The organism is Paractinoplanes rishiriensis (assembly GCF_016862375.1).
Taxonomy (GTDB): Bacteria; Actinomycetota; Actinomycetes; order Mycobacteriales; family Micromonosporaceae; genus Actinoplanes; species Actinoplanes rishiriensis.
The window spans coordinates 126402-148101 of the sequence record NZ_BOMV01000065.1 but is presented as its reverse complement, the minus strand read 5'-3'; the positions used below and the strand labels follow the sequence as shown (position 1 = coordinate 148101).

At 70.8% G+C, this 21700-nt stretch carries 21 protein-coding genes and 1 riboswitch; of the genes, 12 read left to right on the top strand and 9 right to left on the bottom strand.

What is annotated here, in order from left to right; translation table 11 throughout:
* Positions 1-4 precede the first annotated feature (4 nt).
* From Ari01nite_RS50220 to Ari01nite_RS31360, 9 genes are all read left to right on the top strand, one after another.
* Positions 5-1417, top strand: a complete 1413-nt coding sequence (locus Ari01nite_RS50220; protein WP_239163189.1) for a DUF881 domain-containing protein — start codon at positions 5-7, stop codon at positions 1415-1417.
* A gap of 30 nt (positions 1418-1447) precedes the next feature.
* Entirely contained in the window at positions 1448-1828 is a 381-nt protein-coding gene (gene gcvH / locus Ari01nite_RS31395) for a glycine cleavage system protein GcvH (protein WP_203785830.1), read from the top strand.
* A 336-nt stretch (positions 1829-2164) separates the two neighbouring features.
* Entirely contained in the window at positions 2165-2611 is a 447-nt protein-coding gene (gene odhI / locus Ari01nite_RS31390; protein ID WP_202994510.1) for an oxoglutarate dehydrogenase inhibitor Odhl, read from the top strand.
* A gap of 71 nt (positions 2612-2682) precedes the next feature.
* Positions 2683-3357, top strand: a complete 675-nt coding sequence (gene ftsR, locus Ari01nite_RS31385) for a transcriptional regulator FtsR (protein ID WP_203785829.1) — start codon at positions 2683-2685, stop codon at positions 3355-3357.
* Between the two features lie 105 nt (positions 3358-3462).
* Positions 3463-3927: a bifunctional nuclease family protein gene (locus Ari01nite_RS31380; protein WP_203785828.1), complete on the top strand. Its 465-nt coding sequence runs from the start codon at positions 3463-3465 to the stop codon at positions 3925-3927.
* 183 nt (positions 3928-4110) lie between these two features.
* On the top strand, positions 4111-4662 hold the full coding sequence (locus Ari01nite_RS31375) for a MerR family transcriptional regulator (RefSeq protein WP_203785827.1): 552 nt from the start codon (positions 4111-4113) through the stop codon (positions 4660-4662).
* Between the two features lie 44 nt (positions 4663-4706).
* Positions 4707-6995 (top strand): ATP-binding cassette domain-containing protein, encoded by a 2289-nt coding sequence (locus tag Ari01nite_RS31370; protein ID WP_203785826.1) that lies wholly within the window; start codon positions 4707-4709, stop codon positions 6993-6995.
* A 38-nt stretch (positions 6996-7033) separates the two neighbouring features.
* Positions 7034-7771 carry a class I SAM-dependent methyltransferase gene (locus tag Ari01nite_RS51005; protein WP_203785825.1) on the top strand — a complete coding sequence of 246 codons (738 nt, stop codon included), beginning with the start codon at positions 7034-7036 and terminating at the stop codon, positions 7769-7771.
* A 10-nt stretch (positions 7772-7781) separates the two neighbouring features.
* Positions 7782-7991, top strand: a complete 210-nt coding sequence (locus Ari01nite_RS31360) for a hypothetical protein (RefSeq protein ID WP_203785824.1) — start codon at positions 7782-7784, stop codon at positions 7989-7991.
* Here Ari01nite_RS31360 and Ari01nite_RS31355 read toward each other — a convergent pair.
* From Ari01nite_RS31355 to Ari01nite_RS31340, 4 genes are all read right to left on the bottom strand, one after another.
* A complete protein-coding gene (locus tag Ari01nite_RS31355) occupies positions 7981-9039 on the bottom strand; it encodes a hypothetical protein (RefSeq protein WP_203785823.1) in 1059 nt (352 codons plus the stop codon). The two genes, Ari01nite_RS31360 and Ari01nite_RS31355, sit on opposite strands and share 11 nt — an antisense overlap.
* A complete protein-coding gene (locus Ari01nite_RS31350; protein ID WP_203785822.1) occupies positions 9036-9536 on the bottom strand; it encodes a SigE family RNA polymerase sigma factor in 501 nt (166 codons plus the stop codon). Before Ari01nite_RS31350 ends, Ari01nite_RS31355 begins: the two co-directional genes overlap by 4 nt.
* Before the next feature lie 12 nt (positions 9537-9548).
* The gene (locus tag Ari01nite_RS31345; RefSeq protein WP_203785821.1) at positions 9549-10517 is read right to left on the bottom strand and encodes a nucleotidyltransferase domain-containing protein; all 969 of its coding nucleotides are present in this window, start codon (positions 10515-10517) and stop codon (positions 9549-9551) included.
* Positions 10518-10626: 109 nt separating this feature from the next.
* The gene (locus Ari01nite_RS31340) at positions 10627-13131 is read right to left on the bottom strand and encodes a DEAD/DEAH box helicase (RefSeq protein ID WP_203785820.1); all 2505 of its coding nucleotides are present in this window, start codon (positions 13129-13131) and stop codon (positions 10627-10629) included.
* Positions 13132-13221: 90 nt separating this feature from the next.
* Between Ari01nite_RS31340 and Ari01nite_RS31335 the strand changes: the two genes are divergently transcribed.
* The gene (locus tag Ari01nite_RS31335) at positions 13222-13956 is read left to right on the top strand and encodes a class I SAM-dependent methyltransferase (protein WP_203785819.1); all 735 of its coding nucleotides are present in this window, start codon (positions 13222-13224) and stop codon (positions 13954-13956) included.
* Between the two features lie 43 nt (positions 13957-13999).
* Here the strand turns inward: Ari01nite_RS31335 and Ari01nite_RS31330 are convergent, their stop codons facing one another.
* The 3 genes from Ari01nite_RS31330 to mgrA form a co-directional block, all read right to left on the bottom strand.
* Positions 14000-14638, bottom strand: coding sequence for a nucleotidyl transferase AbiEii/AbiGii toxin family protein (locus Ari01nite_RS31330; RefSeq protein WP_203785818.1), 639 nt, complete (start codon positions 14636-14638; stop codon positions 14000-14002).
* Positions 14635-14976: a hypothetical protein gene (locus Ari01nite_RS31325; RefSeq protein WP_203785817.1), complete on the bottom strand. Its 342-nt coding sequence runs from the start codon at positions 14974-14976 to the stop codon at positions 14635-14637. Before Ari01nite_RS31325 ends, Ari01nite_RS31330 begins: the two co-directional genes overlap by 4 nt.
* A 195-nt stretch (positions 14977-15171) precedes the next feature.
* On the bottom strand, positions 15172-16167 hold the full coding sequence (gene mgrA, locus Ari01nite_RS31320; RefSeq protein ID WP_438872251.1) for an L-glyceraldehyde 3-phosphate reductase: 996 nt from the start codon (positions 16165-16167) through the stop codon (positions 15172-15174).
* 50 nt (positions 16168-16217) lie between these two features.
* A riboswitch (glycine riboswitch) is annotated at positions 16218-16311 on the top strand.
* A gap of 75 nt (positions 16312-16386) precedes the next feature.
* Between mgrA and gcvP the strand changes: the two genes are divergently transcribed.
* Positions 16387-19212 carry an aminomethyl-transferring glycine dehydrogenase gene (gene gcvP, locus Ari01nite_RS31315; protein WP_203785815.1) on the top strand — a complete coding sequence of 942 codons (2826 nt, stop codon included), beginning with the start codon at positions 16387-16389 and terminating at the stop codon, positions 19210-19212.
* A 5-nt stretch (positions 19213-19217) separates the two neighbouring features.
* Here the strand turns inward: gcvP and Ari01nite_RS31310 are convergent, their stop codons facing one another.
* Positions 19218-19823 carry a P-loop nucleotide/nucleoside kinase family protein gene (locus tag Ari01nite_RS31310; protein ID WP_203785814.1) on the bottom strand — a complete coding sequence of 202 codons (606 nt, stop codon included), beginning with the start codon at positions 19821-19823 and terminating at the stop codon, positions 19218-19220.
* Positions 19824-19987: 164 nt separating this feature from the next.
* Here Ari01nite_RS31310 and Ari01nite_RS31305 point away from each other — a divergent pair, with 164 nt between their 5' ends.
* Entirely contained in the window at positions 19988-20461 is a 474-nt protein-coding gene (locus Ari01nite_RS31305) for an SgcJ/EcaC family oxidoreductase (protein ID WP_239163195.1), read from the top strand.
* A gap of 833 nt (positions 20462-21294) precedes the next feature.
* Here the strand turns inward: Ari01nite_RS31305 and Ari01nite_RS31300 are convergent.
* Positions 21295-21495 (bottom strand): DUF5999 family protein, encoded by a 201-nt coding sequence (locus tag Ari01nite_RS31300; protein WP_203785812.1) that lies wholly within the window; start codon positions 21493-21495, stop codon positions 21295-21297.
* Positions 21496-21700: the final 205 nt, after the last annotated feature.

Sequence of the window (21700 nt, the reverse complement as noted above, 5' to 3'; positions counted from 1 at the left end):
CGCGATGACCGACAAGAACCAACCCCACCAGCACGACCGGGACCTGCCCACCGCGGGGCGCAAGCCGCCGCCGGTGGACAAGGGGCCGGGAGGCGAGACCACCCGGCTTACGCCATCGGGGCCGGGCGAGGCAACCGCTCGCCTGACCCCACCCGCGGCGGAGGAGCCGACCACGCGGCTCGGCGAGGTGAGCCCGGCTCCGAGTGCCGCCTCGGCGGACCACCTACCGGCCGACCCGGATGAGGAGACCACGCGACTCGAACCGGTGGGTCCGGGGGAGGCAGCCGGAGCGCCGGCACAGCCGCCGGACCCAGCCGGCCCGGGGGAGTCGACTACCCGGCTCACCCCTCGACCGGCCCCGGCGGCCACGGATCAGGCGGCCGCCGGAAGCGACCCGGAAGGCCCCACCCGGCGGCTGAGCGCCGAGGACCTGGTCGCCTCGCGGGAACCGGATCCAAGCCGGCCGGATCCAAGCCGGCCGGATGCACCCGAACGGGTGACCCCGGCGTATTCACGGGGGCCGTCGCATCCGGAGACGCTGCCGGCGGGTTCGTCACCCCTGGAATCCCGGACGGAGCGCTCGGCGGAGGCGCAGCCGCTTCTCGACGAGGACTCCTCCGCGGAGCCGGCGTCGGACGCTGAGCCGGCGGTGAACGCTGAGCCGGCCGCGGACGCCCGGAACGACGGCGCCACCCCACCCGACAAGGAAGGCACACCCGCCGCCGCGGCCCGCCGCCGTCTCTCCTCGGCCGGTGCCCTGATCTGGCTCCTCCTCGCGTTGTTCGGCTTCACCCTCGTGGTCCAGCTGCGCAGCAACGACGGCGACCAGGGCCTGGCCACCGCCCGCCAGGAGGACCTGGTCCGCATCCTTTCCGACCTGGAGGCCCGGGACGCCCGCCTGCAGAGCGAGATCAACGCCCTCGAGAACACCCAGCGCCAGCTCACCTCGGGTGTCGCCGGCCGGCAGGCCGCGCTGGCCGAGGCGGAACAGCGGGCCGACCAGCTGGGTCTGCTCGCCGGCACGATGCCGGGCCGCGGCCCCGGTCTGGTGATCACGCTCGATAAGATCAAAGCGTCCGCGGTCCTCAACACCGTGCAGGAGCTGCGCGGCGCCGGCGGCGAGGTCATGCAGATCGGCGGCTCCGCCGGTGGCGCCGTACGGATCGTCGCGTCCAGCTATTTTGTAGACGCCGAAGGTGGCGGGATCATCGTCGACGGTGAACGGCTGACCGGCCCCTACACGCTGCTGGTGATTGGCGCCGCGCAGACGATGCAGACCGCGTTGCAGATCCCCGGCGGGGTGGTCGCGTCGGTGAATAGTGCCGGCGGTAGCGTGACGTTGGAACAACAAGCCACGGTCGAGGTGACCGCGGTACGTAAGGCGACGTCTTTGCAATATGCGCGACCAGCCTCGTGACAGTGACGGGTGTGAAACGGGAGAGATGGCGTGATTCCTGAGGACCTGCGGTACACGGCGGAACACGAGTGGGTGTCCGGTGACGGCAGCGGGCCCGTGCGGGTGGGCATCACCCACTATGCGCAGGACGCGCTCGGCGACATCGTTTTCGTCCAGTTGCCGGATGAGGGCACCAAGGTGCAGGCCGGCGACTCGCTCGGCGAGATCGAGTCGACCAAGAGCGTTTCCGAGATCTACGCGCCGATCGCCGGCACCGTGGTGGCCAAGAACGCCTCGCTGGTCGACGAACCCGAACTCATCAATGCGGAGCCGTACGCGGCCGGCTGGCTGGTCGAGATCGTGGCCGACGACGCCGCCTCGATCGGTCAGCTGCTGGACGCGGGCGCATACCAATCGCTCACCGAGAGCTGAGTGGCCGCAACGGCATATTTCGGCGACGACCGCGACACACGCGACCTGCGCGATGAACGCGGTGAAGGCGAAGAAGCCGATGGGACCGAGGCGAAGAAGGCCATGCGGCCGGAACCGTCGTGTTGGATGCGCGACGGTTCCGCGCGTCCGGTTGCCCCGCGATATTGGCGCTGACTAGGCTCGCGTGGCACGAACAAACAGTTGTCTGTACGTCTGTGTCGAAATTTTGAAACCGATAGTCGTGCGTCCGGGCCTGACGGCCGCGGTGGGGGAGCAGAGCTTGTCTCATTGGCCCGTGCCGCCTGGCGGCGACCAACTGATCCGTGAGGTGGTCCGATGACGCGCCCAGACGACGAGTTCCCCCCACTCGACGTCACGTCCACGCTGAACCTCGGTGCGCTCGATGAGGTGCTGGAGGGTCCCGACACCGACGTGGTGCCGAGCCGCATGTCCGGCTCGCTCCCGCCGGGGATGGCGCTGCTGGTCGTGCGCCGCGGCCCCAACGCGGGGGCCCGGTTCCTGCTCGACCACGACGTGACCACCAGCGGACGGCACCCCGACAGCGACATCTTCCTCGACGACGTGACGGTCTCGCGCCGGCACGCCGAGTTCCACCGGGACGGCGGCACCTTCACGGTCCGCGACGTCGGCTCGCTGAACGGCACGTACGTGAACCGGGAGCGGGTCGAGGCGGCCACCCTGAGCAATGGGGACGAGGTGCAGATCGGCAAGTTCCGCCTGGTGTTCATCGCCGGCCCGCGGCCGGAGGGCGAGGGCAGCTGATCGTGAATTCGTCGGGGGCGGCGGCGCGCGACCCTGGGCATCGCCCAGCGGCCGGGCGCGAGGCTGCGCTGATGAGCATCGGGGAGGTCCTGGCCCACCTGCGCACCGAGTTCCCCGACACCACGATCTCCAAGCTGCGGTTCCTGGAGGCGGAGGGGCTGGTCGATCCCCAGCGCACCGCCTCCGGGTACCGCAAGTACTCCTGGAACGACGTGGCGCGGCTGCGGTTCGTGTTGACCGCGCAGCGCGACCAGTACCTACCCCTTCGGGTGATCCGGGAGCAGCTGGACCGGATGGACGACGAGCCGGTCGCCGTCGCTCCGGCCCGGCCGTCCCTGGTGGCGGTCGGTGCCGAGAAGGCGGCCGACCCGTCCGACACCCGGATCCCCCGGGCGGATGTGATCGAACGCACCGGGGTGTCCGGCAGCCTTCTGGACGAACTAGAACAGATCGGACTCGTCACCGCTAAACCGCCAGGCTGGTACGACGGTGACGCGGTGCTCATCGTCGAGGCGGTGGTTGGCCTCACCCGGTACGGCCTGGAGGTGCGCCATCTGCGTGCGTTCCGGGCCGCCGCGGACCGCGAGGTCGGCCTGTTCGCGCAGCTGCTGGCACCGCTGGTGCGGCAGAGCGACCCGGCGGCGCGGGCTCGGGCCGCCGAGACCGCACGTGAGCTGCAGGCCCTCTCGCAGAAGCTGCACGGGGCACTGGTGCGGGCCGGCCTGCGGGGCGAACTAGGCCGCTGAGCCGGGAATGGCGCACCCGTGGGTTCCGGACGCGGGGCGTGTACCGTGCAGGATAAGGGGGCCGTGCGGGGCAGGCGGCGACTAATAGCGACACGGAGGCGGGCGGTGCGCGAGCTGAGCGTGGTCGGGGTTCGGGTGGAGCTTCCGAGCAACCAGCCGATCGTCCTGCTGCGAGAGGTCGACGGTGATCGGTACCTGCCGATCTGGATCGGCGCCGTGGAGGCTACGGCCATCGCGTACGAGCAGCAGGGCGTGAAACCGGCCCGGCCGCTGACCCACGACCTGCTCCGCGACATCCTCAAGGCGCTCGAGGCCCCGCTGAAGGCCGTCGAGATCACCGAACTGAAGGACAACGTCTTCTACGCCGACCTGCTGATCGGCGACGAGCTGCGGGTGTCCGCCCGGCCGAGCGACTCGATCGCCCTGGCGCTGCGTGTCGGCGCGCCGATCCGTTGTGCCGACCAGGTGCTCACCGAGGCCGGTATCGTGATCCCGGACGAGCAGGAGGACGAGGTCGAGAAGTTCCGCGAGTTCCTCGACCAGGTCCGTCCCGAGGATTTCGCGGGATAAGCGCACCGCCGGCCACAGCACCCCGCAAGGCCTGGCGTAGAACCCGCAAAGCCCAGCCACGCAGAACACGCGAGTCGCCCACCGGCGGCGTGTCGTCGCATTACCTCCCTTCCAAGCCGGGCGCTGAGATATACGCTCGTGAAGTCCAGGTGAAGCGGCACCGCGCAGCGGGGAGGTAGTCGCGTGCACGAGCAGCCGTTAGAAGGCCCACTCGTCGGCGAGGACGGCTCGGTCGGTTATCGCGGGGTGACGGCCTGCCAGGCGGTCGGCATCAGTTACCGCCAGCTCGACTACTGGGCGCGCACCACGCTGGTGGTGCCGAGCATCCGGGACGCGTCGGGCTCCGGCACGCAGCGTCTGTACTCGTTCCGCGATCTGGTGGTGCTCAAGGTCGTGAAGCGCCTGCTGGACGCGGGCGTGTCGCTGCAGAACATCCGGCGCGCGATCGAGGCGCTGCGCTCCCGGGGGGTGGACGACCTGGCCGGGATCACGTTGATCTCGGACGGGACAACCGTGTACGAGTGCCGCTCGCCCGAGGAGGTCGTCGACCTGCTGCAGGGCGGCCAGGGCGTGTTCGGCATCGCGATCGGCGGAGCGTTCAAGGAGATCCAGGGTTCGCTCTCGCACCTGCCCGCCGAGCCGGCCGCCGGCCCGCAGCCGCTGCCGGCCGTCCCCGAGGAACCGCCGGCAGGCGATGAGCTGGCCGCCAGGAGAGCCCGCCGCCGTGCCGGTTGAGAACAGCGCTGGTTTGAAACAGTGCTGGTTGAAGACAATGCTGGTTGAGAACAGTGCCGGCTGAGGCCGCCGACTCGCACGACGTCATCCAGGTGCGCGGCGCCCGCGAGAACAATCTCGCCGACATCTCGCTCGACGTACCGAAGCGCCGCCTCACGGTTTTCACCGGGGTCTCGGGTTCCGGCAAGAGTTCGCTGGTCTTCGGCACCATCGCGGCCGAGTCGCAGCGGCTGATCAACGAGACGTACTCGGCCTTCCTCCAGTCGTTCATGGGCAGTCCGTCGCGCCCGGACGTGGACGCGCTGCACAACCTGAGTGCCGCGATCGTGGTCGACCAGGAGCGGATGGGCGCCAACTCGCGGTCCACGCTCGGCACCGCCACCGACGCGTACACGATGCTCCGGATCATTTTCTCCCGGATCGGTGTGCCCAGCGCCGGCAGCGCCCTGGCGTACTCGTTCAACGCCGAGGGCATGTGCCCGGCCTGCGAGGGCCTCGGCAAGGTGTCCGCGATCGACGTCGAGGGCCTGGTCGACCGCGACCGGTCGATCAACCAGGGCGCGATTATGGTGCCGAACTTCAGCGTCGACGGCTGGTATGTGAAGGGGTTCGCCGAGTGCGGCCTGTTCGACCCGGACAAGCCGCTGCGCGACTACACCGAGCAGGAGTGGGCCGACTTCCTCTACAAACCGGCGACCAAGGTCAAGATCAACGGCATCAATACGTCGTACGAGGGACTCGTCGTCAAAGTCCAACGGATGTACCTGTCGAAGGAACGCGAGTCGGCGCAGCCGCACATCCGTGCGTTCATCGACCGGGTCGCCACGTTCACCGCGTGCAAGGAGTGCGGCGGCACCCGGCTCAAGCCGTCGGTGCTGGAGTCGCGGATCGCCGGCCGCAACATCGCCGAGTGCTCGGCCATGCAGGTCAGCGACCTGGCCGCGTTCCTCGACGAGATCAGCGCACCGTCGGTCGGCCCGGTGCTGGCCAACCTGCGCGGCACGCTGGACTCGCTGGTCGAAATCGGGCTCGGTTACCTGTCGCTGGACCGTGAGTCGGCGACGCTGTCCGGCGGCGAGGCGCAGCGCGTCAAGATGGTGCGCCACCTGGGCTCCAGCCTCACCGATATCACGTACGTCTTCGACGAGCCCACGGTCGGCCTGCACCCGCACGACATCCAGCGGATGAATACGTTGCTGCTGCGCCTCAAGGACAAGGGCAACACGGTCCTGGTCGTCGAGCACAAGCCGGAAACCATCGCGATCGCCGACCACGTGGTGGACCTCGGTCCCGGCGCCGGCCCCGACGGCGGCCACCTGCAGTTCCAGGGCACCGTGACGGAACTGCGCGCCTCCGGCACCCTGACCGGCCGTTACCTCGACCACAAGGTGTCCCTGAAGCCGCAGTTCCGGGAGCGCACCGGCGTCCTGGAGATCCGCGGCGCCAGCCTGCACAACCTCCAGCACGTCGACGTCGACCTTCCGCTGGGCGTGCTCACGGTCGTCACCGGTGTGGCCGGCTCCGGCAAGAGTTCGCTGCTGTACGGCTCGCTCGAGCACCGCGCCGGCGTCCAGGTCGTCGACCAGTCGGCGATCCGCGGCTCCCGGCGCAGCAACCCGGCCACCTACACCGGTCTGCTGGACCCGGTGCGCGCCGCGTTCGCCAAGGCCAACGGCGTGAAGCCGGCCCTGTTCAGCGCGAACTCGGAGGGCGCCTGCCCGAACTGCAAGGGCATCGGCCTGGCCTACGTCGACCTCGCCATGATGGCCGGCGTGGCCAGCGTCTGCGAACAGTGCGAGGGCAAGCGGTTCACCCCGCAGGTCCTCGAGTACAGGCTGCGCGGCCGGGACATCAGCGAGGTCCTCGGCATGCCGGTGACCGCGGCCCGCGAGTTCTTCACCGAGAAGACCGAGAAGGCGGCCCGCACCATCCTGGACCGGCTGGACGGCGTCGGGCTCGGCTATCTGACCCTGGGCCAGCCCCTGACCACGCTGTCCGGTGGCGAACGGCAGCGCCTCAAGCTGGCCATCCGCATGGCCGAGGGCCCGACCACCTACCTGCTGGACGAACCCACCACCGGCCTGCACCTGGCCGACGTCGACAAGCTGCTGGCTCTGCTGGACCGATTGGTGGACGCCGGTAACACGGTGATCGTGATCGAGCACCACCAGGCCGTCATGGCGCACGCCGACTGGATCGTCGACCTCGGCCCGGGCGCCGGTCACGACGGCGGCCGGGTGGTGTTCACCGGTACGCCCGCGGCGCTAGTCGGTGCGGGCGACACGCTCACCGCGCGGCACCTGCGCGAGTATGTTGCCGTTCCAGCAAAGTAGTTGCCGCCGCGCCGTCCGGCTGCCGCACGATGGACCGCATGAGTCACGAGCACGAGTGGAACGCCCGGTACGAAGAGAGTGACCGGATCTGGAGCGGCAACCCGAACGTCGCGCTGGTCGCCGAGGTCGGTGACCTACCGCCGGGCCGCGCCCTCGACCTGGGCAGCGGTGAGGGCGCCGACGCGGTCTGGCTGGCCCGGCAGGGCTGGCGGGTGACCGCCGCCGACATCTCCACGGTGGCGCTGCGCCGCGCCGCCGGGCACGCGGCCGAGGCCGGGGTCAGCGTCGACTGGCAGCACCACGACCTTGTCCAGACCTTCCCGGAGGGCGAGTACGACCTGGTCAGCGCCCAGTTCCTGCATTTCTGGAAGGACTTCGACCGGGACAAGATCCTGCGCCGCGCCGCCGAAGCGGTCGCTCCCGGCGGCATCCTGCTGATCGAGGGCCACATGGATCACGGCCCGTTCCGCAGCCACGGCAGTCCCGAGGACCACACCGACCACGACGGCCAGCACGAGGACCACGGCGAGCACGACGGCCACAGCCAGCACGACGGCCACAGCCAGCACGACGGCCACAGCCAGCACGACGGCCACGGGGACCACCCGCATTTTCCGACCCCGGACGAGGTGATCGCCGCCCTCCAGCTCGCCGAGGGGGAGTGGGAGATCCTGAAGACCGAGATCCACCCGCGCGAACAGGTCGGCCCCGACAACGAGCTGCACACCCGCACCGACAGCACGGTTAAGCTGCGGCGCCGCCCCGCCGGCGCGTAGCGTCAGCTTCGTGATCGCGCAGAACTACCCGCTCTATCTCCGCGCGGACGACCGGGACTGGCTGGTGGTCGGCTGGGTGCCGGCCACCGACTCGGGCCTGCCCCGCCAGCCCGTCGTCCTGCTCTGCGGCGACGAGACTCAGGAGCCCCGGGTGCTCGAGCAGACCACGCCGTTCCGGGTGGTGGGCACCGGCGACCGCCCCGCAGTAGCTATCCGGTGATCTCGACCGCAACCCCGCCGGTGGACAGGTCGGCGATGACGACGTGGCCGTCCCCGGCGACCAGCATCCACGTCAGCCGGGTGTCGCCGGGCGCCGCGTCCGCCGGCACGTCCAGCTCCATCGCGAGGCGAACCGTCTTGCCCGGCTTCTCCGGGAAGGCCGCGCAGTTCAGGCGCAGCGTCTCGCCCGTGGTGCCGAGTCTCTGCCGGTAGGTGGGGCAGGGCTTCAGGTTGGCCAGCTTGCCGGTCAGGGTCACCTCGTACCGCAGCGTCTCGCCGCGCCGTACCTGCTGCGGCGCTACGATCGTGGCGGTTACCCAGGGCAGGTTCAGCAGCGGGGGCAGTACCCGCCAGATACCCACCTGGACCGGGCAGGCGGTGGACAGCAGCACGGCCGGCACCGGGATTTCGCGGCCCTGCACCACCACCGCCACGTCCCGGTAGCGGTGGGTGTCCGCCGGCGGCCCGGCGCAGTCGGCCGTGGTGACCACGTCGAGGCGGGCCGGCTCGCCCGGATCGATGGTGGCCGGCACCTGGCTGACCCCGTCGTAGCCGGCCGCGCCGGTGCTGGCTCCGTCCACCCAGCTCTGCGTGGTGCTGACCGGGCCGCGCTCGCCGGTCCGGATGTCGGTGGCGACGATCCCGGCCGATCCGCGCAGCGTGCACCGCGAGTCGATCCGGGTGGGCAGGAGGACGACGGTGTGGCCGGGGCCGTTGCTCTCCGACCATGCCTTGCCGAGGTCGGCCGCCGCACAGTCCCGGGCGTCCGGTCGGACGCTGCGGCGGGCCAGGGACGGCTCCGGCGCGGGCACGTCGGCCCAGGGCACCGCGCTGCCGGCCGTGGTGTCCGGCGTAGCGCCGCCGCGCAGCGAGGGGATGCCGAGTCCGGCCAGGACCAGGACGGCCAGACCCGCGGCCGCGGCGTTGACCCGGCGACGCTGCTTCCGGCGGCGGACGCCGGTGCTGATCCGGCCGACCGGGTCGGGCCAGCCCGGCAGCGCGTACCGGTCGTCGGTGAGTTCGGCCCGCAGGCGCTGGTCGGCGGTCATCGGACGGGCTCCTTGACGTCGGGGACGGCGATGGCCGCCCGGAGCTTGGCCATGCCACGGGACGCGTTGCTCTTCACGGCGCCGACCGAGCAGCCCAGCGCGTCGGCGATCTGGGCCTCGGAAAGGTCGAGGTAGTAGCGCAGCACCAGCACGGCGCGCTGCTGGCGGGGCAGTCCGGCCAGCGCCCGGCGCACCTGGTCGTCGGCGGTGCCGTCCTCGACCGGCGGGCCCTCGGGCGGGTGTGCCATGAGCCGTTCCCGTTTCAGCTTGCGCAGCCGGTTCAGGTAGCGGTTCAGGATGATCTTCCGGGTGTAGCCCTCGGGGTCGTCCCGCCGGGCCAGGCGTTTCCAGGCCATGCCGGTACGCTCCAGCGCGTCCTGTACGAGGTCCTCGGCGAGGTGCCGGTCACCGGTCAGCACATGGGCGAAGCGCAGCAGTTCGACATGCCGGTTGCGGACGAAGTCGACGAAGGTTTCCGGTGCTTCCCAGCGTTCCACGACCCAAGGACCCTACAGCGGCCGGAAAGGTTGCATCTCCAGCAGTTCGCCGAGTTCGGCCAGGTGGGCGGCGAGCTCCGGATTGGGGGTGCCGGTCCACGGGCCAGCCAGGTGCGGGTGGTGCCGGACGACGTGGACGGTGAACGCGGCCAGCTGGTCGCGGGCGTTCTGGGCGGCCGAAACGTCCTCGCCGACCGCGGTGCGCGCGCCGAGCGCCAGGTCGATGCGTTCCCGCAGCCAGGCCGGCGCCGTCCGGGCCCGGTCCGGGGCACCGGCCGCGTCCGCGCCCGCCAGCACCGCGATCCGGGCGGCCACTGCCACGCCGTCGTGCCGGGACGCCATCCGTTCGAACCGGGTCCACTCCCGCCCCATCGAGCCGAGCCGCTCACCCCAGCTCTCCAGCAGCACCATCCGCAGCGCACGCGCCGACTCCCGCAGCCACCACGTCGCGACAGCCGGGTCCGCAGCACCGCTCGCCCGGTCGAAGGCGTCGCGCGCCTGTCCGCGCCACCGATCGAGCCGGGCCGCGACCACCACGGGATCGAATCGCATCGCCCCGATCCAGCCCGCGAACGACGTCGTCAACGCGTCCCCGGCATTTGCGGCCCGCCCGCCGTACGCCTTGTCGATCCCGTGGAACCAGCGCACGTCGTCGAACCGCTCGACCAGCCAGCCGGGCCCACTGGCGAGGGCGGCCCGGATCTCCGCGGCGGTGAACGCGAGCCGGCCCATGTCCAGGTTCTGCGCCCGGCCCGACGCGGCCCACCAGTCGACCAGCCCGGCCTGCTGCCGTTCCAGGTCCACGATCCCGTCGGTGAACACCGGCAGCAGGTCGATGTCCGACATCGGCCACGGCTCGCCCCGCCCGACGCTGCCGCCCACGATCAGCCCGTGCACGCCGGGTACCCGCCCCAGCACGGCGACCGCCTCGTCCAGCCGCTCCTCGATCAGCTCCCGCCACCGCGGCGACGGCGCGGTCACCGCGGGCAGCCGATGGGGCCGGTGGGGTGGACGCCGGCGGCGCACAGGGCGGCGGCGCCGTCGACGGCCACCTTCCGCTCGTACCCAAGGACCCGCCGGTTTACCCGCATCAGTGCGGGCCGACGGCGATCACCGTCACCGCTGCGGCGCCGGCCTCGTCCGAGGCGGCCAGGTCGACCGTGGCGTCGATGCCCCAGTCGTGGTCGCCGTCCGGGTCCTCGAACACCTGCCGGACCGTCCAGGCCGTGGCGCCCGCGTCGGTGTGCAGGCCCGTGTCGATGTGCAGGAAGGCCGGCCCGCGCGCCGCCGGTCCGGTGCCGATCTCGCCGTACTCCTCGAAGTACCCCGCCATCGCGTCCGACCAGCGCTCCGCGGTCCAGCCGTTCTCGCCGTCGAGGTCGCCGAGCACGTCCCAACGGCGCAGGGCGCACAGCTCGACCCGGCGGAACAGCGCGTTGCGCACCAGCACCCGGAACGCCCGGGTGTTGCGGGTGACCGCCGGCGGCTTGTCGTCGAGGCGCACCTCCTCGACCACGGCGCCCGGGTTGCGCAGCCGCTCCCACTCGTCGAGCAGGCTGGAGTCGACCTGCCGGACCAGCTCGCCGAGCCACTCGATCAGGTCGGTGAGCTCCTCGGTCCGGGCGTCCTCGGGCACCGTCTGCCGCAGCGCCCGGAACGCGTCGGCCAGGTAGCGCAGCACCAGCCCCTCGGACCGGGACAGGCCGTAGAACGACACGTACTCGGTGAAGGTCATCGCCCGCTCGTACATGTCGCGTACCACGGACTTCGGTTTGAGCTCGTAGTCCGCCACCCACGGATGCCCGCGCCGGTAGGTCTCGTACGCGTTCTCCAGCAGTTCCAGCAGCGGCCGCGGGTGGGTGACGTCCTCGAGGAGCTCCATCCGCTGCTCGTACTCGATGCCCTCGGCCTTCATGGCGTTGACGGCCTCGCCGCGCGCCTTCTGCCGCTGCGCCGACACCACCTGCCGCGGGTCCTCGAGGGTCGACTCGATCACCGACACCACGTCCAGCGGGTAGTCCGGCGCCTCCCGGTCCAGCAGTTCGAGGCAGGCCAGCGCGAACGGGGACAGCGCCTGGTTGAGCGCGAAGTCCAGCTGCAGGTCCTCGACCAGGCGGTAGGTGCCGGTCTCGGTCCGTTCGATCACCCCGCCGGCGGTCAGCGCCCGGGCGATCGCGACGGCCCGCCGGATGTGCCGCCGCTGCGCCCCCGGCTCCTCGTGGTTGTCGGTGAGCAGGTGCCGCATGGCCGCGAACGGGTCGCCGCCGCGCGCGATCACGTTCAGCAGCATGGCGTGCGAGACCTGGAACGACGACGTCAGCGGTTCCGGGTCGGCGGTCACCAGGCGGTCGAACGTGGGCTGTCCCCAGCCGATCGTGCCCTCCGGCGGCTTCTTGCGTACCACCTTGCGCCTTTTCTTGGGGTCGTCGCCCGCCTTGGCCAGGGCCCGCTCGTTGTCGATGACATGCTCGGGGGCCTGCACGATCACGGTGCCCAGGGTGTCGAAGCCGGCCCGGCCGGCCCGGCCCGCGATCTGGTGGAATTCGCGGGCCTTGAGCAGGCGCGTCTTCACCCCGTCGTACTTGGACAGGCCGGTGAACAGCACCGTCCGGATCGGGACGTTGATGCCGACGCCCAGTGTGTCCGTACCGCAAATGACCTTGAGCAGACCCGCCTGGGCGAGCGTCTCCACCAGCCGCCGGTATTTCGGCAGCATGCCGGCGTGGTGTACGCCGATGCCGTGCCGCACCAGCCGGGACAGCTGCCGGCCGAAGCCCGCGGTGAACCGGAAGTTGCCGATGGCCGCGGCGATCGCGTCCTTCTCGGCCCGGGTGCACATGTTGATGCTCGTCAGCGACTGCGCGCGCTCCAGGGCGGCGGCCTGGGTGAAGTGCACGATGTAGACCGGCGCCTGCTTCGTCTGCAGCAGTTCCTCGATCGTCTCGTGCAGCGGCGTCATCGCGTACGAGAACATCAGCGGGACCGGGCGCTCGGCGCTGGCCACCACCGCGGTGGCCCGGCCGGTGCGCCGGGTCAGGTCGCCGATGAACCGGGTGGTGTCGCCGAGCGTGGCCGACATCAGCAGGAACTGTGCCTGCGGAAGTTCCAGCAGCGGCACCTGCCAGGCCCAGCCCCGGTCCGGCTCGGCGTAGAAGTGGAACTCGTCCATCACCACCTGGCCGACGTCGGCGTCGGCGCCCTCGCGCAGCGCCAGGTTCGCCAGGATCTCGGCGGTGCAGCAGATGATCGGGGCGTCCGCGTTGACGCTGGCGTCGCCGGTCAGCATGCCGACGTTGTGCGCCCCGAAGACCGCGCACAGGGCGAAGAACTTCTCGCTGACCAGCGCCTTGATCGGTGCGGTGTAGAAGGTGGTGCGCTCGCTGGCCAGCGCGATGAAGTGCGCACCGGTCGCGACCAGGCTCTTGCCGGAGCCGGTGGGGGTGTTGAGGATGACGTTGGCACCGGTGGCCAGCTCGATCAACGCCTCTTCCTGGTGGGTGTAGAGGGCGAGGCCCTGTTCGGTGGCCCACTTCTGGAAGGCATCGAAGACCGCGTCGGGTTCGGAGCTTCCCGGTAGGCGATCCGTAAGCGTCATTTCGCGGCTACCTTATCGACATTTGACGAATGGCGAGGCTTCATCGGACGGGACTGTCCGCTACCTCATGATCGCGTAGTCTGCGCTGCCATGACTACGATGGTGGCGCTCAAGCGCCGCGCCCGGCGTGTGGTAAATCGTCTGCTCCGCCGCCGCGGCGGCGCCCCGCAGGTGGTGGCCAAGACCACCGAGTCCCGCGACAAGTGGGCGACCGAGGCGCAGGAGGGGGAGTTCCTCTTCCACAAGAACAACAAGTGGCGGCAGACCCCCGATTTCATGCGCCAGACCGACCGGCTCCTGCGCCATTTCGGTTTCACACCGGAACAGTACGCGGGCCGTACCGTGGTCGACGTCGGGGCCGGAAGCATGTTGCGCACCAAGTTCTTCACCGGCGCACACCTCGTGGTCGTCGAGCCGCTCGCCGACCGCTTCCTCACCGAGATCGAGAACACCGACCTCAAGGACGCGGCCGAACTCTACTCGACGCCGGCCGAGCAGCTGATCACCGAGCTGGTGGGCCGCTGCGACCTGGTGATCAGCATCAACGTGCTGGACCACTGCTACGACTTCCCGCAGATCGTCGACAACATCCGGCAGTACCTGAAGCCGGACGGCCTGGCCTTCCTCACCTTCGACATGCACGACAAGGCCGACCACATGCACCCGCTGTCGCTCACCGAGCAGACCTGCAAGCCCATCTTCGCCAAGGCGAAGCTGCGGATCGAGAAGGTCACCACCGGCGTGGGTGACGCTCTGGGCGGGGCGCAGACGTACGGGCACGGCCCGTTCACGCTGAACTACTGGCTGCGCCGAGCCGACATATAAGCCGAGCCGACATCTAAGGGTCCGACATATAAGGGGCCGACGTCTAGCGCGGCCAGTCCCGCAACCGGTCCCGCAGCGCGGCGATGTCCGCTGCGCTCAGCCCGTACAGCGTGAACCGGACGTCGTCGATCCGGTCCAGGTACCGGCCCGCGTCGGCGACGTCCGCCGGGTCCAGCGCCGGATCCGCGGCCGCCGCCAGCTCCAGCACCCGGTCCAGCGGATAGCGGTCCAGCGCCGCAGCCACGTCGATGTAGTCGCGCACCTCGCGCCGGTTGACCAGCGCGGCCACCTTGGTGGCGACCAGGTCGTCGAGGTGCATGACCGGCCCGAGATCCATCACCACCGGCGCCCGGTGCCGGTCCAGCCGGCACAGGGTGAGCCGCAGCGCCCGGTCCGGCCCCGCGACCACGAACTCCTGCAGGTCCTCGTCCATCCCGGCGAACAGTTCGTCGCCCTCCTCGCGGACCACCCGGTAACCCGCCGCGGTCAGCGCCGCGGTCACCTCACCGGCTGCCGCCCGTACCCCGCCGGCCGTGTCGGTGAACAGGTCGACGTCCTCGGTGGGCCGGTCGACCAGCCCGTTGACCAGCCACGCCACCCCGCCGCCGAGGACGAAGCCGTGCTTGGTGGCCACCGTGAGCGCCACCCGCGCGACGTCCCGGTAGAAGTCCTCGAACGTCACCCGGCAGCCCGGACCGCGACCCGGCGCAGGCGCGGGTGGCGGGCCTCCCAGGCGGCCCGCACCGCGCGGGGGAGGTTGAGCTGCGGCCAGATCCGCACCAGCGTGGCACCGTCGAGGTAGGACCGCAGCTCGTCGACCCGGATCGACTCGCGCAGCACGTTCTCGTACATCCACGCCAGCATGGTGGGATCGTCCAGGTCGAACGTGCGCTGCGGGTGCCACCACAGCCGCAGCGGCAACTCGACCAGACCACGGGTCGGCCCCGCCAATTCCCCAAGGGTCCCAGCAACCAGCACCGGTCGGTGCGGCCGCGCAAGGTGGACCACGGGCGCGTGCATGTGATCAGGGTAAACCGACATCCCGCCCCCACCTAAGTTCCTAGAATCCTAGGATGCCTTACAGGCAGTGCGGCAGGCCGCACCAACCCACGAACGCCGGCTTCGCCGACCACCCAAAAGGATCAGCTCAGGCGCGTAGAGAGCACCGCCCCCAGCACGGTGAGATCCGCCTCCAGCGCCCCGGTTGCTGCTCGATCACAGGTCCAGGACGGTCCCGTCGATGGCGCCCAGTTCCTCCTCGGCCAGTGCCAGGTTGCCGACCGCCGCGACGTTGGCCTCGAGCTGGGTGACGCTGCTGGCGCCGATGATGAGGCTGGTCATCCGGGGGTCGCGCAGCGCCCAGGCCAGCGCCATCTGGGCCAGCGATTGGCCGCGGCGCTTCGCGATGTCGTTGAGCGCGTGTATCCGGGCCAGGGTGCGGTTGTCCAGGGCGTCCTCGTTGAGGAAGACGCTGGTGCGCACCCGCGAGTCGTCCGGGATGCCGTCCAGGTAGCGGTCGGTGAGCAGGCCCTGCTGCAGCGGGCTGAACGCGATGCAGCCGGCGCCCGCGGTTTCCAGGGTGTCGAGCAGGTTGTCCTTCTCGATCCAGCGGTTGAGGATCGAGTACGACGGCTGGTGGATGAGCAGCGGCGTGCCGAGGTCGCGCAGGATCGCGGCGGCCCGGGCGGTCTGCTCGCTGGTGTAGTTGCTGATCCCGACGTAGAGGGCCTTGCCGGCGCGGACCACCGCGTCGAGGGCGGCCATCGTCTCCTCGAGCGGCGTGTCCGGGTCGGGCCGGTGGTGGTAGAAGATGTCGACGTAGTCGAGGCCGAGCCGGCGCAGCGACTGGTCGAGCGAGCTGACCAGGTATTTGCGGGAGCCCCACTCGCCGTACGGGCCGTTCCACATGTGGTACCCGGCCTTGGTGGAGACGACGATTTCGTCGCGGTGCGGCCGCAGGTCGCCGGCCAGGATGCGGCCGAGGTTGGTCTCGGCGCTGCCCGGCGGCGGGCCGTAGTTGTTGGCCAGGTCGAAGTGGGTGACGCCGAGGTCGAACGCGCGCCGGACGATGTCGCGCTGCCGTTCCCAGGGCCGGCCGTCGCCGAAGTTGTGCCAGAGGCCGAGGGAGATCACGGGCAGCCGGAGGCCGCTGCGGCCGGAGCGGCGGTAGATCATCGTGTCGTAGCGGTCGTCCGCCGGGTTGTAGGTCACATCCACACCCTAGAGATACCTGTTCGCAACCAGGTCACTGGTACTTTGGTCGCAGCCATGCGGGAGAGACCGCCTGTGACCGGGCGGCGCCGAAGGGGCAAATCCTCCCCGGAACCTCTCAGGCAAAAGGACCGCGTGGGCAGGCGACTCTGGAGTGCCCGCTGGGTATGACAGAGGGGGAGGCCGCTTCGTCGACCTCTCTGCCCTAGGAGTCGCCCTATGTCGTTCGCTTCCCGGCACATCGGTCCGGACACCGACGAGCAGACCCACATGTTCAAGTCGATCGGGTACGCATCGCTCGACGCGCTGATGGATGCGGCCGTACCCGAGGTGATCCGCTGGCGCGGCAGCCTGAATCTGCCGGCGGCGGCGTCCGAGGAGGAGGCGATCGCCGAGCTGCGGGCGATCGCGGCCGGCAACACGGTGGCGACGCCGATGATCGGGCTGGGTTACTACGGCACGGTCACGCCCGCGGTGATCCGGCGCAACGTGCTGGAGAACCCGGCCTGGTACACGGCCTACACGCCGTACCAGCCGGAGATCAGTCAGGGCCGGCTGGAGGCGCTGCTGAACTTCCAGACGATGGTGACCGACCTGACCGGGCTGGCGACGGCCAACGCGTCGATGCTGGACGAGGGCACCGCGGTGGCCGAGGCGATGACCCTGGCCCGGCGGGCTTCAAAATCAAAGTCGCAGGTGTACGTCGTCGACGCGGACACGTTGCCGCAGACGTTGTCGGTGCTGCGGACCCGGGCCGAGCCGCTGAACATCGAGCTCGCGCTGGTCGACCTGACTCATGCCGGCCTGGAGGGCGGTGACCCGCTGCCGGAGGCGTTCTTCGGGTTGCACCTGCAGTATCCGGGCGCTTCCGGAGCCGTACGGGATCATCTGTCTTTGATCGAGGCCGCCCATGCCGCGGGTGCCCTGGTCACGGTGGCCGCCGACCTGCTGGCGCTGACGCTGCTGCGGGCGCCCGGCGAGATGGGTGCGGACATCGCGGCCGGTACGACGCAGCGGTTCGGGGTGCCGCTCGGGTTCGGCGGCCCGCACGCGGGTTATCTGGCGGTGCGGTCCGGGCTGGAGCGGTCGTTGCCGGGCCGGCTGGTCGGGGTGTCGAAGGACGCCGACGGCGCGCCCGCGTACCGGCTGGCGTTGCAGACCCGCGAGCAGCACATCCGGCGGGAGAAGGCGACCAGCAACATCTGTACGGCGCAGGTGCTGCTGGCGGTGATGGCGAGCATGTACGCGGTGTACCACGGGCCGGACGGGTTGCGCGCGATCGCCCGGCGTACCCATGACCGGGCCCGGGAGATCGCCGCCGGGCTCGCGGCGGCCGGGGTGACCATCGAGCACGCCGCGTTCTTCGACACGGTGACCGCGCGGGTGCCCGGCCGGGCCGCCGAGGTGGTCGCGGCCGCCGCGGCGGCGGGTGTCGACCTGCGGCTGGTGGACGAAGACCGGGTGTCGGTGGCGGCCGACGAGACGACGACGGCCGCAAACGTGTCCACGGTCCTGGCCGCGTTCGGCGCGGCCCCTGCACCCGCCCGGGACCGCGTCCTGCCGGAGAGCCTGGACCGCACCACCGACTTCCTCACCCACCCGGTCTTCCGCACCCACCATTCCGAGACCAGCATGCTGCGCTACCTGCGGCAGCTGTCCGACCGCGACTACGCGCTGGACCGCGGCATGATCCCGCTGGGCTCGTGCACCATGAAGCTGAACGCCACCACCGAGATGGAGCCGGTGAGCTGGCCCGAGTTCGCCGACATCCACCCCTACGCGCCCGCTTCCCAGACGGCCGGCTACGAGCACCTGGTGGCCCAGTTGGAGGGCTGGCTCGCCGAGATCACCGGCTATGACGCGGTGTCCGTGCAGCCGAACGCCGGCTCGCAGGGTGAGCTGGCCGGCCTGCTGGCGATCCGCGGCTACCACCGGTCCCGTGGCGACGCCCACCGCGACGTGTGCCTGATCCCGTCGAGCGCGCACGGCACGAACGCGGCCAGCGCCGTGATGGCCGGCATGCGCGTCGTGGTGGTGGCCTGCGACGACCAGGGCAACGTGGACCTGGCCGACCTGCGCGCCAAGATCGAGAAGCACGCCGCGCAACTGGCCGCGATCATGGTCACCTACCCGTCCACCCACGGCGTGTACGAGACTTCGATCGCCGACCTGTGCGCCCTGGTGCACGACGCCGGCGGCCAGGTGTACGTCGACGGCGCCAACCTGAACGCGCTGGTCGGCTTCGCGAAGCCCGGCAGGTTCGGCGCCGACGTGTCGCACCTGAACCTGCACAAGACGTTCTGCATCCCGCACGGCGGCGGCGGTCCCGGCGTCGGCCCGGTCGCGGTGCGCTCCCACCTGGCCGGGTTCCTGCCCGGCGACCCGCTGCTGGCCGGCGACCACCACGCCGTGTCGGCGGCCGCGCACGGCTCGGCCGGCATCCTGCCGATCTCGTGGGCGTACCTGCGGATGATGGGACCGGACGGCCTGGCCCAGGCGACCGCGGCCGCGGTGCTGGCGGCGAACTACGTGGCGGCCCGGCTGCGCGACCACTATCCGGTGCTGTACGCCGGCAACAACGGCCTGGTGGCCCACGAGTGCATCCTCGACCTGCGCCCGCTCACGAAGGCGACCGGCGTGACGGTCGACGACGTCGCGAAGCGCCTGATCGACTACGGCTTCCACGCCCCCACCATGTCGTTCCCGGTGGCCGGCACGCTGATGGTGGAGCCGACCGAGAGCGAGGACCTGGTCGAGCTGGACCGCTTCTGCGCCGCGATGATCGCCATCCGCGCCGAGATCGACCGGGTGGCGTCCGGCGCCTGGCCGCGCGACGACAACCCGCTCGCGAACGCCCCGCACACGGCGGCCGCCGTGTCGGCGGACGTGTGGGAGCACGCCTATCCGCGGTCGGTGGCGGCCTACCCGTCCGGGGTGTCGCCGACGGCCAAGTACTGGCCGCCGGTGCGCCGCATCGACGGCGCCTACGGCGACCGGAATCTGGTGTGCTCGTGCCCGTCCCCGGAGGCGTTCGAGGAGGCGTAGGCGGGTCAATGCGGATGGGCGGCGGCGTTCGGCAGCGGCGCGGGCGGCCGGGCCACCGCGGCCGCGGTCCGGACCGGCGGGCTCACCACCGTGCCTTCCACGGCGGTGCTGAGCCGCCGGGCGAGCGCGGCATGGTCGACCGGCTGGTCGGTGCGGACGGTCAGCACCTCGCCGATGCCCAGCGGCTCCGCCTCGGCCGCCCACCGGTCCCAGAATTCGCGCACGTGCCGGTCGTCGTCGTAGAGGTCGCCGCGGTCGCGCTGCCGCACCCGGTCCAGGGCGAGGCCGGCGGGCAGGTCGCACCAGACCTCGACGGCCGTGGTGGCGCCGGCGCGGCGCAGGCCGGCTTCGGCGAATCCGCGGTCGCGCGGCCGGAACCACCACGACTCCAGCAGCACCCCACCCGGGACGGCCCCGGCCAGGTCCCACATGCTCCCGGCGGCGACCGGCCCGACGGCCGCCGCCGGGACACCCGGTGCCGCGGCGGCCATCGCCTCCTTCAGCGTGTCCTTGCTGATCACGGGGATGCCCAGCAGCGGTCCCAGCGCGCCGGCGAGCGTGCTCTTGCCGGCGCCCGGGAGGCCGTTCACCAGAACGACGTACTGAGCCATCCGACGAGGATCGCCGATCGGGGCGCGGCTGTCTGCCCGGCTCGCCGCCGCCGCCCGGTTTGCCCCGGCGGGTCGGCCTTGGGGGAAACGGGGTTTGGCACTGTGACCCGTTCGGGTGGCAACCGGCTTGGACACCCTCCGCCGTTATGGTGTTATTGACGATCGTGATTACTGACGGAGGGCTTGGCGGAGCCGCCGCGCGTGAGCTGTATCAGCAATTGCTGGACGCCTGGAACAAACGACGGGCAGACGACTTCGCGGCTTTGTTCGCCGCGGACGCCCTGCTCGTAGGGTTCGACGGCAGCCAGATACCCGGCAACCGGGTGGCCGAACATCTCAGACCAATCTTCGCGGACCACCCCACCGCCAAATACGTGGCAAAAGTACGCCAATTGCGCCCCCTGGGCTCCGACACCACCATGCTGATCGCAATAGCCGGAATGGCCCCACCCGGCGGCACCGTCCTGAACCCCTCTGCCAACGCCGTGCAGACCCTGCTGGTGGAACCCTCCGGCAACACGTGGCGCATTGTCCTGTTCCAGAACACCCCAGCCCAGTACCACGGCCACCCCGAGGTGGCAGCCCAGCACACGGCCGAACTGCAACCCTTCATGACCGCAGGCGTCCTGGTCGCCTGATCCGGGTCTCCAGCCTCCGGCCCGGCACCCGCCCGCAGGGTGATCGCAAACGGTCGCCCACGGGTGCCGGGCGGCGGCCACCCACCGCCGCCCATACCGGTCCGGCCGACTGGTGAGGTGCGCCGACACAGACCGATCCGCTCGGCACCGGTGGACGCGAACCCGACTGGGAAATGTCCGGTAGCCGATGCGGACCGTCTCGCGGTTCACCGGGGTGGGATCTACGCCACTCGCGACCACCGCGCCTGACCAGGCGATGGGAGGGCTCCGTAACCTCAACCTCACCGGTCGGGTTCGGGATCATGCACCGCTTTGGGGCGGCGGCGCGAAGTCGGGATCCGCGTGCTGGCCGGAACCCCGAGAGGAACATGGGCGAGGTGGAGCGCGACCTGCGGTGCCAGCCGCTGGACCGCAAAGTTCTGCTGGGCGACACCCGCATGAAAAGCGGACCGGCTAGCGGCTGTCTGCTCGCGGACCACTGGTCATACCGCGGTGGAAACGGACCGGCCGGTGGCGATCTGCTTTCGGTTCGCCGGGCATGCCCGGCAGAAACGGACCGGCCGGTGGCCACCTGCTCGCGGATCGCTGGCCCGGCGGCCGGGCCCGGGGCTGGCACACCATCCGTGGCGGCGGAATGCGGCGTCCGGCGGGCGACGCCCGGATTGTCGGGCCGCGGCGGGCATGCGTCATCTGCGCCCGCCGCGTGTCGTCGTTGCTCGCGGGGTCGGTCGGCCGTTAGGTGGGAAGGGGCTCGGCGTTGAGCGAGGTGTCACGCGGCTACGGTGAGTAACCGCGGAGGCTCTGCCGGGCGGCTTCGTCGCCGTCCGGTCCGGTCACGCCGCGAGGGCGTGCCGGGCGGGACCGCGGTGCGGTTCGATCATCGTGCCGTCGGGCAGGATCTCACCGGTGTCCTCGAAGACGATCACGCCGTTGCAGAGCAGGCTCCAGCCTTGCTCGGGGTGCGTCGCCACGGCGCGCGCCGCGTCGCGGTCGACGGCATCGGCGCTGGGACAGGTGGTTTGGTGCTGGCACATCAGGGGTCTCCGGTCGGGGGTTGTGTGTGACGATTCACAACGACGGTGACGGACGTTACCTCAATCCGAACGACGACGGATGGAGCGGGTGACGGCGCCACATTGAAGAAATCCTCACTTCGAATGGTCCACGGAAGCAGGCCGGTCGGCCACTTTCCGGTGCCTCCTCTCGGTCCGTTGCCGGGTGCTCCGGCGTCCTGCCAGG

Excerpts from the sequence above, each read along its gene's own strand:
- Ari01nite_RS51005 (WP_203785825.1), top strand. The coding sequence starts at position 7,034 with ATGAGTCACGAGCACGAGTGGAACGCCCGGTACGAAGAGAGTGACCGG.
- Ari01nite_RS31335 (WP_203785819.1), top strand. The coding sequence starts at position 13,222 with ATGACTACGATGGTGGCGCTCAAGCGCCGCGCCCGGCGTGTGGTAAAT.
- Ari01nite_RS31340 (WP_203785820.1), bottom strand. The coding sequence starts at position 13,131 with ATGACGCTTACGGATCGCCTACCGGGAAGCTCCGAACCCGACGCGGTC.
- Ari01nite_RS31325 (WP_203785817.1), bottom strand. The coding sequence starts at position 14,976 with ATGCACGCGCCCGTGGTCCACCTTGCGCGGCCGCACCGACCGGTGCTG.
- Ari01nite_RS50220 (WP_239163189.1), top strand. The coding sequence starts at position 5 with ATGACCGACAAGAACCAACCCCACCAGCACGACCGGGACCTGCCCACC.
- Ari01nite_RS31355 (WP_203785823.1), bottom strand. The coding sequence starts at position 9,039 with ATGACCGCCGACCAGCGCCTGCGGGCCGAACTCACCGACGACCGGTAC.
- Ari01nite_RS31300 (WP_203785812.1), bottom strand. The coding sequence starts at position 21,495 with ATGTGCCAGCACCAAACCACCTGTCCCAGCGCCGATGCCGTCGACCGC.
- gcvP (WP_203785815.1), top strand. The coding sequence starts at position 16,387 with ATGTCGTTCGCTTCCCGGCACATCGGTCCGGACACCGACGAGCAGACC.
- ftsR (WP_203785829.1), top strand. The coding sequence starts at position 2,683 with ATGAGCATCGGGGAGGTCCTGGCCCACCTGCGCACCGAGTTCCCCGAC.
- Ari01nite_RS31310 (WP_203785814.1), bottom strand. The coding sequence starts at position 19,823 with ATGGCTCAGTACGTCGTTCTGGTGAACGGCCTCCCGGGCGCCGGCAAG.
- odhI (WP_202994510.1), top strand. The coding sequence starts at position 2,165 with ATGACGCGCCCAGACGACGAGTTCCCCCCACTCGACGTCACGTCCACG.